At 45.4% G+C, this 16173-nt stretch carries 7 protein-coding genes; 1 reads left to right on the forward strand and 6 read right to left on the reverse strand.

Annotation, left to right across the window (positions count from 1 at the left end):
• Positions 1-32 precede the first annotated feature (32 nt).
• A complete protein-coding gene (locus APA_RS13530; protein WP_201322785.1) occupies positions 33-1550 on the forward strand; it encodes a UbiD family decarboxylase in 1518 nt (505 codons plus the stop codon).
• A gap of 33 nt (positions 1551-1583) precedes the next feature.
• Here the strand turns inward: APA_RS13530 and APA_RS13535 are convergent, their stop codons facing one another.
• From APA_RS13535 to hpsA, 6 genes are all read right to left on the reverse strand, one after another.
• Positions 1584-2507 carry an Rpn family recombination-promoting nuclease/putative transposase gene (locus tag APA_RS13535; protein WP_201322786.1) on the reverse strand — a complete coding sequence of 308 codons (924 nt, stop codon included), beginning with the start codon at positions 2505-2507 and terminating at the stop codon, positions 1584-1586.
• A 12-nt stretch (positions 2508-2519) separates the two neighbouring features.
• Complete coding sequence (locus APA_RS13540) at positions 2520-3110, reverse strand: prepilin-type N-terminal cleavage/methylation domain-containing protein (RefSeq protein ID WP_201322787.1); 591 nt, start codon at positions 3108-3110, stop codon at positions 2520-2522.
• A gap of 173 nt (positions 3111-3283) precedes the next feature.
• Entirely contained in the window at positions 3284-3949 is a 666-nt protein-coding gene (locus APA_RS13545; RefSeq protein WP_201322788.1) for a Tfp pilus assembly protein FimT/FimU, read from the reverse strand.
• Positions 3950-3971: 22 nt separating this feature from the next.
• Positions 3972-5390, reverse strand: a complete 1419-nt coding sequence (locus APA_RS13550; RefSeq protein WP_201322789.1) for a prepilin-type N-terminal cleavage/methylation domain-containing protein — start codon at positions 5388-5390, stop codon at positions 3972-3974.
• A 41-nt stretch (positions 5391-5431) separates the two neighbouring features.
• Positions 5432-6259, reverse strand: coding sequence for a type II secretion system GspH family protein (locus tag APA_RS13555; protein ID WP_201322790.1), 828 nt, complete (start codon positions 6257-6259; stop codon positions 5432-5434).
• Between the two features lie 139 nt (positions 6260-6398).
• Entirely contained in the window at positions 6399-15875 is a 9477-nt protein-coding gene (hpsA, locus tag APA_RS13560; protein WP_201322791.1) for a hormogonium polysaccharide biosynthesis protein HpsA, read from the reverse strand.
• Positions 15876-16173 lie beyond the last annotated feature (298 nt).

The following is a 16173-nucleotide window of genomic DNA, read 5'->3' on the forward strand; positions in this document are numbered from 1 at the left end:
TTACATCATTTCCCTAGCGCCACTAAATCCCTATGCCCCGTGACCTGCGATCGTTTCTCAATCTGCTCGAAGAACGCAAACAACTCCATCGCGTTAAAGCCCTTGTCGATTCTGAATTAGAAATTGCGGAGATTAGCAATCGTCTTTTACAGTCGGCTGGGCCAGCGCTACTATTTGAGAATGTCAAGGGTTATAAAACACCAGTTGCTGTAAATCTATTGGGGACAGTTGAGCGGGTCTGCTGGGCGATGGGCATGAAGGAGCAATCGGAATTAGAAGTACTCGGCGTAAAATTAGGAAAGCTGCAAAGCCCGAAACCACCAAAAAAAATCTCTCAAGCGATCGAGTTCGGCAAGATTCTCTTTGATGTAGTTAAGTCTCGTCCTCAAAAAGTTCTCTTTGGAAATGCGCCTTGTCAAGAAATCATCCTGCAAGGCGATGATGTCGATCTTGATCAGATTCCCATTCTCAAGCCCTATCCTAAAGATGGGGGGCGGGCAGTGACTCTTGCCTTAGTTATCACTAGAGATGTCGAGAATGGTATTCCTAATGTGGGCGTATACCGCTTGCAGCAGCAGTCTAAAAACACGATGACGGTGCAATGGCTGTCAGTACGTGGCGGCGCAAGACATTTACGCAAAGCAACTGAGGCGGGAAAGAAACTGGAAATTGCGATCGCGATCGGTGTTGATCCAGTTCTGATCATGGCGGCAGCAACTCCAATTCCTATAGATCTATCAGAATGGATTTTTGCAGGACTCTATGGCAATGAAGGCGTACAGCTTACTAAATGTAAAACCCTTAACTTAGAAGTTCCCGCCTGTGCGGAATATGTTTTAGAAGGCACGATTACGCCCCATGAAGTGGGAACTGATGGGCCATTTGGCGATCATATGGGCTATTACGGCGGTATTAACGATCAAGCGCCATTGATTAGATTTCATTGCATGACTCACCGCAAAGATCCGATTTATCTGACTACCTTTAGTGGCTTGCCTCCCAAGGAAGAAGCGATGATAGCGATCGCTCTAAATCGCATTTATACCCCCATCCTTCGCCAACAGGTTTCCGAAATTACCGATTTCTTTTTACCAATGGAAGCGCTGTCATATAAAGCCGCAATTATTTCGATCAAAAAAGCTTATCCTGGGCAAGCTAGACGCGCTGCCCTCGCATTCTGGAGCGCCTTGCCACAGTTTACCTATACCAAATTTGTGATCGTCGTTGACCACACAATTAACATTCGCGATCCGCGTATGGTAGTTTGGGCGCTCAGTTCCAAGGTTGACCCCACTCGCGATGTATTTATCTTGCCCGATAATCCCTTTGATTCCCTTGATTTTGCCTGTGAGAAGGAAGGTCTAGGCGGACGTATGGGAATTGATGCGACGACTAAGATCTATCCTGAAACCGATCGCGATTGGGGAGATCCATTAGAGAGCGATCCTGATGTGGCGGATATGGTAACGCGCCGTTGGGCTGAATATGGTTTAGCCGACTTGAAGCTGGATGGAGCCGATCCTAATTTGTTTGGCTATGACATGCACTAACAATCGTGATAGATGCGGCGCTTTGCGACCCATCTATTTTTTTAATTTTTTTGAGGAACGCTTTACTTTTGATGCATTAGGAATCTGGGACTGTTTTGTCTGGAGGAGTTGTAGTTTTTTAACTTGTTTTAAGGTTAACCCTGTAAACTGGGCAACTAAATCAATGGAAACGTTGGAACGCACCATGTTTATGGCGATTTGGTTTCTTTCCTTAGTCTTACCTTCAGCTATGCCTTCAGCTATGCCTTCAGCCTTGCCTTCAGCTATGCCTTCAGCTATGCCTTCAGCCTTGCCTTCAGCCTTGCCTTCAGCCTTGCCTTCAGCCTTGCCTTCCAGCAGAATTTCTTGATAAATCACTGATTCCTTCATGATTTCGCTCCTTAAAAGTCTTTGGATGATTTCTTTGTCTAGGGCTATGCCAGATATTATAGCTGTCGATGCGGCTACGTTACTTTGGACTTGTTTATCGGTAATATTTTCAATTTGCCTTGCAACTTTTCTTAATGTTTCTTCAGGGTTGTCGGTTTGGGACAGTGTGGCAAATGGTAAAAGCCCTGAATATTTTTGAAATATTTCGGTTGGCTGCTCCCAGAGACGGATTACGTTGAATTGATGATTTAGTTCTCTTAAATTAAAGGTATTTTCATATACCAAGGGTGATTGGCTGGGGGTGAGATAAATAACTACTTGATGAATCTCCTTTTCAGGAAATCTCCGATATAGCCTCAGCCGATAATCAGCCATGCGAAAAGGAATATTTTTATTTGGGTCGGTTTGAAATTCAATATGCAGGATCAGTTCTGTTGATTCTAGAAATATAATTGAGTCAGCGCGGATCGGCTCGACTGAAAGTTCCGACGGTTCGAGTTTGGTTAGAGGGATAGATTTTCCTAATATCCAACTCGCAAAGTCTTTGGAGAAGCTCTCTGCCAGAAATTTACAGATGTTATCGATCATTGAGAAATTTTATCATTGATTACATTCTTCGTTTTCAGCTACACGCATAGCACCTAATATTGTCGAGATAATCACACATTTTTTGCGATCGCCAGATCTACTCACAAAAGTGATCCGACCCATTTCACCTAGACCGTTGGGATTACCCTTAGATTTAAACTGAACACGATATACGTTTGGATCTGGAACTGCCGTCAGTTGTGTAAATGTTGTCCTTGGTTGCATTTCTGTATTCTCAACAATTCGTACGCCTCCATCGAAATTTTGCCAAGGCAGGTTGTCCCAATATTCTTTCGTCATTGATGATGGAGGAGCTTGGTGCACTGCGTATTGGGCAAAGTTAGGCATATTTCTAAAAGTTACTTGCCACATGGTTTGGGTGCGTTTAGCATTACTTTGAGCTAGGCGCAGAGTGCTAAATGCTTGACTTTGGGCAGTGTTGAGTCTTTGGTTATTGGCAAATCCTAACCAAGATGGTGCGGATATAGCTGCCAAAATGCCAATCATCGCCATCACAACTAAGACTTCGATCAGTGTAAACCCGATGATTGTAGAACGGCGATCGCGCTTTCTTGATCGATATCCTCTGACAATTAGTGTCATTTTTCTGTGACTTTTAACTATAATTATCTGGCAATTATAGTATTTATTTAATGATTATGGATAATTTTAGAGGCTAATAAACCCAATAAAAGAGCTTCAGCGCAAAGCGCCGCAGCTCTTTTATTGGGTTTTATGTCTTAAGTAAAACTTGCATTGCTATATCTAAAATTGGATCAAATTGGGTTTATACAGCTTCCATCAGAACCTGAGACAATAGCTCCAAGTAGAGTTCTGATGGCAATCCACCTAATTCTAGGACTGTTGTCTACAGATAGGTTTATACAAATAGGATAAACCAACTGATTGCCAGGGTCATACACAAGCCCTCTCGAATCAAACTGTATTGTATAGGGGCTAGCTAAGATGGTTGGAGCCACAGCAGGAGTGATCGAGCCACCTGATGTTACACTCGAAATCCTAACACCTGGCTCTAGAGATTGTAGACCAGCACCAGTTCTGACATTATCTATCTGATAGGCATTTGTAGTTTGCCCAGTCGTAAAAGTAATTTGAGTTCTATTTGCATTACTAGAACTACGGATTTTTGCATCTGATTGGGCAACTTTAATTGCTTGGAAGATTTTGGTTTGAGAAGCATTAATGCGTTGGTTATTGACAAAACCTAACCAAGATGGCGCAGCGATCGCACTGAGGATGCCAACCATGATCATCACAACCAGAACCTCTAAAAGTGTAAACCCTAGAGATTTGGAATAGCGATCGCGGCGTTTTTTGGGAGTTGTAAATGCTAGAACTTTGCGCTGATTTGTGACAATCAAGCTTCGGAAGAAGCTTGACAAATTTCTAGGAAGGTTACTAAAAAAATTGGAAGTAAACATTTTTTTGGATTTCACCTTGTTACTACTTACCTAAACCGATCTGACTACGCCCAAAGCTCCGCACATCAGCGGTTGGGAAAAACGTAATATTATTTGCTGTTGGCGCTCTCCTAGTTCTATCAGTCGCAGGAGTTGTCAACCGCGCGATCGCATTACCGCGCATGAAGATTCTGGCTGTAACTGTATTTGGAGAAACACAAGCATAAAAACTACTCAGCCTTGAAGGATTACTGCCACCGATAGCAGAATCAGCAAAATTGGCAGGAATTCTCTGCGTGAAGTTATTTGCAGGATCTGTCGTACCAACTCCCACCGAAGGATCGTCACAATCCAGATTTTTATTTGGAGTAGTAGCATCATTCCTGCCAATAGGAATCTTAAAGGCAGCGGTAGCTGAAGCAGGAATTCCAGTACCAGCCGCAACTACATCACCACCTTGGTTGGTGTTATAGGCAGTATCGTCGATAAAGTCTACAAGGGTGACAAAAGGACTAAGGGTAAAATTAAAATCGTCAAACTTTTTCCAAGATGTTAGTCCACCTGCGGTTGAGAAGTCGGGTCGATTAAATCCTACGGATGGAGAAATGAAATATTGATTACGATCTTCTAGAGGAACAGGAACTGTGATCAACGGGGAAATGTTGATGGGCAATCTCGTAGTTACTTGTGTTGCTGCTGGGCAGCCGACAGACCCGATCGCGCCGCCATTACTACAATAACCCACATACCCATCTTTGATCTCCCATCTCAAAATCCGAGCAGTCTGTGACCAGCCACTTGTATTGTTGCTAGCAATAGTTGGGTCATCGTTTTTTAGGTAATAGGCGACCAGAGCATAGGTGTATGTGTCTCTCCCGTAGGCTCTACTATTAGCACCACTACTACTTGTCCTACAGTCTGTTAATTCTGTTAGTGATGCTGGTGGTGTTGCTGCTGCATTATTTACATAGGGCATACAACCAATAAATTCATCAGGCGGCACTAGATAGGTTGCCGCTGGATTGCTATAGCTTGATCTTGCGTCGGGATCAAAAGTAAATCTTTTCCAAAAAACTAAGATCGGGGTACAGGTATTAGAGGTTTGATTACATTCAGTACTGGGACCTGTTGTTTGCATATGTGGTAGTTGACTATTGATCGAAGCCAGCCCTTCTGCACCATAGATATAAATTGCTTCTTGCAGATCGTCTGCTATGTAGCTAATGGCTGCTTGAAGTTCTTCTTGAGCATTGGTCTTAACTGTCTCTTTCCGATCGCTATCTAGCACACCCACCAAAAATCCCAGCATGATCGCAACCATCAACGAGGCAATCAGAGCCGCCACTAACAACTCAATCAAGGTAAACCCAGAGGCAAAACCTTGACGATGCCGAGATTTTGGCGATCGCAATAGCCATTTGTGTTGCCGAAATGCCATTATTTTATGGAGAAGTTTTTTCATAGGACAGATTGCCTTACTTGATTAGCCTTACTTGATTACTGTTACGAGCCAATGCCCTTTTTGATGTCATCAATATTTTTGGGATTGACAGTAGGCAGAAAAATCTGCGATCGCATTGTCACAATCGGACATCTACTCGTACCTGTACTAGAAAATGGGGTTTTACTTTGAGCACATTCAGGTTCTGTCCCAACTCTAGGTAACGCAGCTCCTGCTGATAGTGCATCGGCACGGTAGACTCTAATCGCTAGCCAGAAACCTTGATTTTTGAGGTCAGTAGATGCAGTTGCTACTGCGCTAAATGGACCACTTCGCATGGGCTGAATAAAGAAGTCTTGCGGATCGTCGACACTAAATCCATTGCCATTAGCATCAACACAGACACCAGGGACTTTTCCTGCTGGAACATTATTTGCAAGGCTGTTATTACAGATTGTCGCGGGTGGAAAGCTAGTTGTAGTTGGTGGCTGAACCGTTTTAGTTGGATCAAGTGGAGCAGCTGGATCTTCAAATGAATATTGATCTTGAGAATTTGGCTGACTTATAACAAGATTGTTTGGGAAGTTGGTAACGTCAATGACTCCGCCTCTTACAGCATCGATATATGACCTTCCTGCCTGAGTCGCCTGATCGATCCTTCTGGCGTTGACTCTTGCTGAGGTGGAAAGCGCGACCATCGGTGCGATCGATACAATTAATATCCCGACTACTACCGCCGCCACCAGAGATTCTAGTATGGTGAAACCAGCCGCTTCTGACTCAAGCGATCGCCTGGTCTTGAGAAGATGGGACAGATAACCCGCCAAAGAAGGAGCCATATATGGCTTACTAGTCTTAGCACCGTCAGCTTTGCAATTTCGATTTAACATAACCCACCATCATCAAAGAACAAGGACAAAGCATTTAAATTTTAATCGCACTTAATTGCCAAAAATCGCCAAAATCAGAATCTTAACTATCAATCCTCTTTAATCCTTTCCTCATCAAAGAGGATTAAAGAGGATTGAGTTATTCATATGTAATGGTTGGATTATCACCTGCTGTGGTAGTTCCGTACCTTGGAAAATCGCAAGCGGAACGGCGATCGCTACCGCGCAAAGCGCGTTTGACATAGTTGGTTGGTGTAGTACCTTCTCTTTGCGCCCTACCCACATTCACAGCGGCAGTACCAGCAACAGTGAGCGCTGTTGGATTAGCTGGCTCCAAAGCACAGAGCAGAGCCTCAACCCAAGCATCATCACCACTGATCTCTCTAAAGAACTCATTAGAACCAGCAATTGGTACGGCAAAGCGCTCAGCAAAGCGATCGGGTTGCTGTGTCAGCAGACCCACATCATAGCCCCAGAGACGAATCGGAGGAGAATAGTAAGGGAGTTGTTGACCTGTAGCTGACTGATAGAATAACTTATAGCCACTCAGCCCTGAGGAAGTCGGTAGCGCAGGATTCATAAAGATGGTCTTCATATCACTGTAAGCCCCGACCGAAGGATTGTTGACCAAAGGGCCTGTAATTGCAAAGGGCGCAGTTGCAAAACGACTCCTTGTATTTTGGATAAATCCACCTGCGATCTTGACTGGTACATTTTGCCAATTTTCAAGGAATCGGACAAAGTTGGCTAAGCCGCCACCTGTCTCACCTGTTGGGAAAGCGGGTGTCGGCAAGACAGTACCTGCGCTCACTCCTACTATAGAATTAATAGTGCTAGATACTGTATAGCTTATACCGTTTCTAGAAGGTGTACTACCTGCGACGAAGTACACATTAACTTCAGTTTGGGTCGGACGAATCGTCCATTGACCAGTTGATGCACCAGGCGTACCGTTAATACCACCAGAAGCTGGCTGAGAAATGGAAGGATTATTGTTTGCGGTGGCATCGGGGACATGAAGTTGTAACACAGGTAATAGTGCGGGCTGATCGACCTCCGTCATTGCGGTAAACAATGTCGCATCGTTGATTGCTGGATCTGTAGCACGGAATCCTAAGAAGCGTACACCTCGGAAGGATGTAAACTCGTCCATTACCGCTAGTTCTGATGTATTGGCTATAGTAGAAGCAGCATTTGGCATCGTACCGATGAAGTTACCAGTCACTACACTTGGTCTACTTGCAGTACCAGAAAACGCTAAGTTAGCAGGCCCAACCGTTAAAGTACCACCTCCTGTGGCAGCAGTTATTGTGGTTACAGAACCACCCAAAGTATCGCTCACCGTAAAAGTAGTCGCTGAAGGAGTGGACAGCACATAATAAACCCTGCCGTTAGTCAAACCTGTAGGAAGAGAATTAGTTGAACTATTGAAATAAACAGGTTTGCCGATTGGGAAGTTATGTGATGTCGTCGTCGTAATTGTATTTGATGCTGAAGCTACAAATGTAGGATTTGCATCAACCTTGGAGAAGACCCAGAAAATGTTGTTTGGATCGACTCCATCCAGCTTGATGCGGAAGCTATTAAACACAACGTCTTCAGCAGAGTCAGCCATCATAACGAAGACAGGGCTAGGACCGCGACGGATACTTGTAGGTGTACAAGTACTGCCAGCCCCTGTAACAGGATCAACACAGTTGGCTCTAAAGGTAAGCGTACCTGTCAGAGTTCTTGTACCTCCGACTACCGTACCTAAGCTCACGGATGGATCGGCTGCACCCAAATTCTTCAAGTTGTAAACATGAACCTTGTTATTGGCAAAGGTGTTAATGGCTCCAAGGGAAAGATTAATATTAGAGCTAATGTCGATAGTTCCAGAGCCATTGCTAGTAAGGTCGATCGCAGGACCTCCTAATGAGGTTGACAGCTTGAACTTAGAGACCGTTGTTGATGTCGATACATCTTTGTCGCGAACGTAGTATGTCGTGATTGGGGCTAGTGGTGGTGTTGCTGCTGGCAGTGAACCTGGACCAAAAACAATAGGCTGGTTATTGGTAAAAGTATTACCTGGCAATATAAGTTCATTCGTTGCAATATCTACCGTTGTGGCACTTGCAGTAAACGAAAGTTTTCCAAAGTCAGGCGCAGGAGTATTTGTACCATTGTTACCGTTTGTAGAGGCATTAGGTGATAAGCCAATAAAACCAGCATTACCAGGTACAAGTAGAGCGCTGCGTAGACCAGTACCAGCGGCTAGACTTGGGAAAGTGCCTGTAGGAGCAGTACCCATGAAGTTAGAGATCGCAGCACCAGGGGTATTAGTTCCCGTGGGACAACTACCAGTCGTGATGTCTCTCTGTGTCTGAGTTGTACCATTCGCAAGATTCAGAATCTTATCTATGGACTGATAAGCACGGGAATTGCCAGTACCACCACATACCGCAAAGGTAGTAGCAGGTTGAACTGAACTGGTAGTACTCTGCGAACTGATGTTGTCACTGGGGAAGTGTGGGTTATAAGGCAGATTAAGATTGAGTAGATTAGCTGTAGATGCACTAGTATTGAAAGCCGCAGTCTCCGTAGAGCATCGCTCATCGACAATCCCAGTACTTGAGTTAATACAAACAGTATCAGGAAGTAAAAGCCTTCCTGTGCTGTTTAAGTTGGCTCTTCCCGCACCACCGATCGCAGGGAAACTCAAGTTATTGATAAAGAGGTTACTAGCTGAATAGCTAATATTGTTTCCTTCTCCAATCCAGTTACCAGCGCTGCCTGCTGCCTTGTACCAAAGCGTTCCATTTGCTGTGGGAGGCAAGCTGTTTGACATCTGCTGACCATTGTTGCTACCAGTGGTGAGGTTACCAGGCAACATTGGAATTTCACCTAGAGCTTCAGGGCGCTGAGGAATGTCAGGGAAAATCCCACTCTCTAGAGATAGCGTCGCTTGACCAGTGCCTAGAGCCGTTAGATCAATTACTGCACCGTTTAATGTTGTCGAAAGCTTAAATGTATCTCCGACCACATCACGAACATAGTAAGTCGAACCTACCGCCAATGCTGGTGTTGCTACTGGCACTGTGCCACCAGTAACCGACAAAGTGAGAGCATCGCCATTGGAAAAGCGCGATCCTAATATACTGAATGTATCATTTAAAAGATTAATAGTATCGATTCTATTATCGCGAACTATTATTGATTGACCTGTACCTTGAGCCGTCAAATCGATCGCAGCACCACCTAAGGTCGTCGCGAGCCTGAATGTTTCGGTTGAGGGATCTACATCACGAACATAGTAAGTCTGACCTGCAACTAATGCTGGCGCTGCTGTTGGCAATGTCCCGCCGATACTGGGCGACACAATCACAGCGTCACCATTCGCAAAGTTATTTCCCTTGACCGTAAATGTATTGTTTGTAATATCTACAGCACTTTCAATTTCAAATGAATTACTCCATACAAATTGACCTATGGTACTACCAGTGCTGCCATTCCAAGATGGTGGTGTAAATGGACGAGGACGAGTGTCAGTTGTACCTGAATGGTAGAAAGGATAAGACGCAGCTGGAGGTACGATCGTAGAGAAAGGCATACCCATGCTACGGGCGCTACTTGGAAGCTTTGGCAAGTATTCCTGCAAATAAACGCGAGGGTACATTGTCAACGGAGGAGTTGGAGGAGGTGTTGGAGGTGTTGGAGTTGGAGGAGGTGTTGGAGGTGTTGGTGTTGGAGGTGTTGGAGGTGTTGGAGGTGTTGGAGGTGTTGGTGTTGGAGGTGTTGGACAAGCTCCAGGAGTAGTTATTCTATCGTCATTGTTGTTTCGAGTAATTCCAGAACCACAAGCTGCGGTTGTGGTAGCGATTTGAAGACGTCCTCTGACATCTGTAATAGCTCCATAAGTCGTTAAAGGTCCTTGAAGGTTATTAAGTTTTACCCGAAACTCTTCTTGGTTTTCATCAGTGCTATCACGAACAACCAAAACTGTGAGTGTCTTAGTGTTAGGATCGGTGGCTGTGTTTGTTGGACCTGTCCAAGAGACGACAGTACAGTACTCTGTAGCAGGGCATGATTCATTCTCAGGAGGAATAGTTCCAGTTGCTACGCCAGCCGTGCTACTAGCTGCAACTGGAAGTCGAGGGAATATGTTAGTAGTAGCTGTCGCAATAGGTGCAGCGACGTTGACAAGACCTGCCGATGTCGTCATCAATAGGTTAAGACCAACTGTACCATTGTAAAAAGAATTGATGTAATCGGTTTTAGTGTTAGCTATCGGATCTGCGAACAAAGAGAATGGTGAACCTACCGCACCTGGTGTAGCACCACCGCTATTGTAGGCAGTTACTCTGACCTTTACAGTTTCTCCAGCCGACAGAAGACCACGGTTTTGGATCGTTACAGGAAAGTTATAGCGGCGATAAACTGCATTGTTTGTGCTCCTTCTTTGATCATTGGTGATCGCAGCACCTAAAAGATTGTCATTTTGGAAGTCTCCAGGTGTTGGGCTGGTTATATTACCTGTGCCTGCTGCCCAAGTCGGTGTTGCAATAAGTGGTGTCCAATCAGGAGCAGGTAAATTTGTACCACTAGCACCTATAGCAATTAGCTGTGACTCCAGCCTTCCATCAGTAGCTGTTAATACAGGAGTGTTCTGATCTCTTCTTCGTCCCTCAGGCTGATCTACATTGCCGCCTAGACTGACTGTAATGCCCGAATCAGGACAACCGACAGTTCCATAGCTATTTTTATTACCCAAGGTAAAGGGCGCTCCCAAGCCTCCCATAATCATGGGATACGTATAACCAGTTGCGAGATCGCCATTTTGCACACCAATTGCCATCGGCCAAGTCTGATTGCTTCCAGGGCAGGAGCCAGCAAAAATCAGTTGGTTATTGCCATCTTTATAAATATCGTCAAAGCGCAAGAACGAAAGACGACGAGGATAGCGCCAATCATTTGGATCGATGTAGCGTGGTGCTCCAGTCGATGGAGTGGGAGTATTTGTAGGTGCTGGGGTAGTTATATTTCCAGCCGCATCAAAGGTAGGTAATGTGGTTGTCCCTGCACCCTCCTTAAACCAATCAGTAGAAGTACATTCACTAACTGGCAGCTTACGGCAAATCTCCATGCCGTACTCATTAAAGGCAATCCGACGTTGTACAGGCGTAACCCCGTTGGCATTGTAACTAGCGAGGTTGCCGTTAACCGCAGGAGTCGCATCAGGGTCACCCATCCAAGTAGTGGTATTTGCCCCCGCACCACCATCCGAGTTTCTGGTTCTCAGCCATGGCGAACTCGTCACAAAATTGTTATTAAAGAATCCATTGCGACGTAGATCGAGTACATAGCTACTGTCTTTCAGCTCTTCAGAACTGGTATTGAGTTGTGACTGCCAGTTGATGCTAGTAGATGTATAGGCATTGTTGCGAAGGTCAAAGTCACCATCAGTACGATAGCCATCACGGAAGTTTGCAGACAAGACAGTTACCGCATCAGCTAATACTGTTGCTGGTCTCCACTCATCACCAAGTGTACAGTTGGCATTAGAAGTAGGACGGCAGGCAAAGTTAGCATCGAGGCGATCAGCCGCTCCATTGTCGGCATGGCGCTGATAGAAGTTATTCCAGATCAGCGTTGGCGTGGCGATATTTTCATTGAGAAGTTGCGTAAATTCTTCACGGGTGTGTCTATTAAAGCTCGGTACAATCGTCGTACTAGCAGGGTTAACAGGATCGCGTTGAGCCTTAATATATACTGGTAAATTGGATACGAGGGTTAAGCCCTTTTCGCCTTTAGTTGCTTCTGTCCAAGGGAAAGTCGCATAGGTGGCATTAGAAACAAGTGCAGTACCATCCACATTCGCAAGGTTGGCATTATTGAGGCTACTGCGCCAGAGGCGATAGCCATTGATCAGACGAATACTGCTAGGCTTGCGCGTAGGATCGAGCAGGAAGTCAGTCGAGCTAAGGTTTTTACGTCTTCCCAGAGATGTCGGGGTGGGGTTTCCAGAACCATCTTTATCGTAATAGCTCAGATCTTCGAGCGCATCTTCACGGGAGGCATAGACGATGCCGCTATAGGGCAGCATATAGTCTGTGGCTACACCCGAATTATTACCACCAGAGATCGTTGCACCTCTTAGCCGATCCATATCAATATCGGTGGTTCGGATTTCGAGGGGTTGACGTTGCTCGATTTCTAGATCGTAAATATCACCACGATTGGGAACACGTATAGCAAGTCCATCACCCGACGAGGGGTTATTGCCACTAGCAGATTCTGTCAATGACTCGTTGCGATTAAGAGCGTTGACCTCACGGCCATCAAGGAAAGAACTTTCACGGAAAGTACCATGAGGTAGCTGTACACTACTTACAGCAGGATTACCTGCGAGTGCTGCTGGGGTAATCGTCGCCAAAGCAGCGCTCGTATTCGCAAGGGTCAGCGTGTTATCAAGGATCTGCAAGGCACAGAGATTGGAGTCAAGGGTAGACTGTTGCGGTAAGGTTAAACCTGCGGCTGCACCAGTTGTTACAGCTTTATCAACAATAATTTTCTTCAGAACTTCGCGTAATGGCTCATTCGCAAAGCGTCCATTAGGGAAGATCAGGTTAGCCTGATAGGCAAGTCTCTCTCCATAAGGACTAGCGGTATTGCTGGGTTGTCTAGCAGGATCTTTAAACTTGAAGATTCCACCCGCAGGGTTACTAACTGTCGCAGTACTGTCATAGAACAAGCCACTTGCGGCGTTAAATGCAATACCACTAAAGGTGACAGTGGTAGATGCAGAGGTTAGACCAACGTTATAGACTAAACCGTTATTAGAGCGTCCATTCGGATCAGGATTCCAAGGTGCAGGCGTAACTCCAATTGGTGCGTTTCTTGCAGTAATGGGAGTCGATGGATCGTAGTAGCTGCTAACACAGGCGATCGGTGCTTGGTAATTAGTTGGCGAACTGATCGCATTAAACGCATCATATTTATAGTGATAAACTGCTGTTGCCCGCATTTGCAGATCGCCTTTGCGAGTGTCACCAGCGCCACCTGTCATTGGCATCGAGTCTGGCCAAACGACATAATTTCTGGGTTGTTGTTCGCGATCGCTATTTGTGTCAACTGTGGCGTTAAATGTCGCCGCAAACTTCAGTTCATCGACCTTGTTATTTGGATCGCTAGCATCCGTATAATCATTAATCGGATTGTTTACCTGACCATTCCAAAGCGGAGCGCTAGATTCATCCCACAAATTTGGCGAAGCTGTTGTATCATCTGGCAATCCAGTACGGAACCTTGGCAAGAAGGTGTCTTCAGGACGACGGCTATAAATACCTGCATTGGTGACTACTCGCAGTCCACCAGTACGGGGTGAAGTCTCAGGGGTTAGTGTGGTTGGATTAAGTGGATCGGTGACCGCAGGATCGAGAGCTGCTGAGATTTCCCAGAAACCACCGCGATCAGATACCCCAAGGTTGCTAAGCGGAATCGAACGAGTCTCACGATAGCGTGCTACTGAGCCAGCCGTAGTCTCATTATTGACATTCCAAAATACAGAGGAATTGGTGGTGAGCGGGTTGAGCACTTTTTCGCCAACAAATTCTAGTGCTCCGCTGGTGGTATTCTTCTTGAGCCATTTAGCAGGTAAACTATTACCCACCAAAATGCGATCTCCGATCATTAATTCATTATTATTTGCAGTAACTACAGCATCGGGATCACTCGCAGAAAGGTTAAGTCTGTTGGCTGTCTGGAGCAATGTGATCCCAGTCGGGTCGGAAATTGCCACTGCTCCCCCAACACTAGTATCAAATCCAGCCCCTGTGGATAGATCGAAAGTCCCAATTCCTCTACCAAAATTGGGGTTAGCATAAAGCGGCAACATCCATTTAATTGGCGGTGCTAGCTCTGGTGGCTGGGTTACATCGCTGTTAGGAATTGGAGTGAGGGTAGGAGGAAGCGAAGGATCTATTTGACCAAATGCAACTTCACGGAAGGAAACTTTGCGAGTGCGTTCGCTAAAATAAGCCGTATAAGCAGAACGTCTAGCTGCATTTACCTCCGTTTGTGAAGATAGAGCTTCATCTTGAATGCGCCTGACGAGATCTGATTGGACAGATGCGGGATCTTTGACACCTGCATAAATTAGGTTACTCGTACTGAAGTTGACAGGTAATGGGAAATTAACTGTAGCCTGACCACGTAGTGCGATCGCAGCATCCACCAGAGCGCCAATACGGGTGTTGTAAGCAAAGTCATTCAGGGCTAGGTCAGAGCTGAGGTTACCTGCGACAGTGCTGTTGACACTTTGATTAGTCTCATCAAGCTCGATGATCCCAGTTCGACCAGCCACAGATGCTACAGGTGGTACACCAGCCCCACGGAATAGATGTACATTGACCTTGCCCGAAGCGCTATTAGATAGGTTGGCAGGATTGTTGCTAACCGCATCCCCTTCAACTACGTTACCTGCGACAATGATTTCGCTATTCTTTTTCTCGTAATAGCAAGAGCCGAAAAGGTCTGGATTAGGTGTAACTCCATTGGTAGCCGAACCACCAGAGCTACTGACTTGATAGAGCGTAATCGGACTGTTTGCCGCTGCGCCAACCATCAGGTTGCCCGCACTATACATTCTTCCATTTAGACGGAAGGTAGCAATGTTAACGAGTTCTGTATCTCCTTCAAAGAAAACTGCGTTATTGTTTTGGGGCGATCGGGCGCGGTCTTGTTGAAGTTCGACAGCGCTGATGGCATTTAAGCCATTATAAACTTCGTAGTCCGCCGCCGCAGTAACTGGAAAGACTGGAAAACTTTGCGTATCTTTAATAGGAACAGTAACTGCATAAACAAAGAATGATTTACGGAGTTTGTTATCACTGGAGTTTGTCCAGCCACCATCCCCAGCAATATTCGTAACGCCACCAGTAGAAACACAAGCTCCTGAGAGTGTAGTCTCATCCATCGGCAAGGCTCTTGACTCGATTGGGACTACAGGACGGGAGGTGACAGATGGTGGTCGAGCGCGAAAGAGAATACTGTATAGCCCGTAAGAATCGAACTTCCCATTGTTATCGGTGTCTATAGGGAACTTCCATGCGGTAGAGACATATTCTCTGTTCTCGATTTGCCCATTGGTGTAATTGATGCCTGCGGAAGGCGTAAAGTTATAAACTAGTTGTAAGCGAGTTTCGTCAGGCAAAGTATATTTGCCACTGTCGCTAGTGATAACGCTGTCTAAGGTTAGTTCGGGAGGTGTGGTACGTGGTAATTTACCGTCATTCAAAAGCGCGTCAATTTTGGCACGGGCGCGATCGATGATTGGAGTAGCTGCACTTCTAAAAACTTGCTCTGTCCTTGTATTAGCAGCAGTTTGCGCCCGTTCAGAAGATCTAGACACGGTAGTTACCACTAACAAGGTAACCACCAAAGTCACTAAGGTCACAGTTGGCAATACAAATCCAGCCGCGCCGCCCTTTCGTTGCCCCTTGGTTGCGCCAAGTAATTGCCGCACAAAGCGACGGCTAATACGAATTGGGCTACCGATTTTATTTAGCCATTTTCTTAACTTGGCGATAAACTCGGCAAAAAAGCGATTAATTTTACGGCTTTGCTTAGAATCAGACATAACTATTTACCAACCTGACTGCAATATATTACCCAAGCAAATTGCAAAAGTTACAAAAAATTTGATCTGATATGGCGATCGCCGTTTTATAGCTGTTGCCATGCAGCGGTTTACGCTCAAAGTCGAACCAATAAATTTTTTAAAAGTGTTGCTTCGCAACATTTTTAAAAAATTTATTGTGGTTCTAACAAAAAAAAGATAGGTAGGGTGGACAATGCTCACTTTACCAATTGCTATGAGTTTGGACAAATTCAACCCCAAGAAGTGAATGGCGGCGCAAAGCGCCGCCATTCACTTC

This window comes from Pseudanabaena sp. lw0831, assembly GCF_016584665.1.
Lineage (GTDB): Bacteria > Cyanobacteriota > Cyanobacteriia > Pseudanabaenales > Pseudanabaenaceae > Pseudanabaena.

Bases quoted from the DNA above. Each gene is read 5' to 3' on its own strand.
- APA_RS13535 (WP_201322786.1), bottom strand. From the start codon at position 2,507: ATGATCGATAACATCTGTAAATTTCTGGCAGAGAGCTTCTCCAAAGAC.
- APA_RS13555 (WP_201322790.1), bottom strand. From the start codon at position 6,259: ATGTTAAATCGAAATTGCAAAGCTGACGGTGCTAAGACTAGTAAGCCA.
- APA_RS13530 (WP_201322785.1), top strand. From the start codon at position 33: ATGCCCCGTGACCTGCGATCGTTTCTCAATCTGCTCGAAGAACGCAAA.
- APA_RS13550 (WP_201322789.1), bottom strand. From the start codon at position 5,390: ATGAAAAAACTTCTCCATAAAATAATGGCATTTCGGCAACACAAATGG.
- APA_RS13545 (WP_201322788.1), bottom strand. From the start codon at position 3,949: ATGTTTACTTCCAATTTTTTTAGTAACCTTCCTAGAAATTTGTCAAGC.
- hpsA (WP_201322791.1), bottom strand. From the start codon at position 15,875: ATGTCTGATTCTAAGCAAAGCCGTAAAATTAATCGCTTTTTTGCCGAG.
- APA_RS13540 (WP_201322787.1), bottom strand. From the start codon at position 3,110: ATGACACTAATTGTCAGAGGATATCGATCAAGAAAGCGCGATCGCCGT.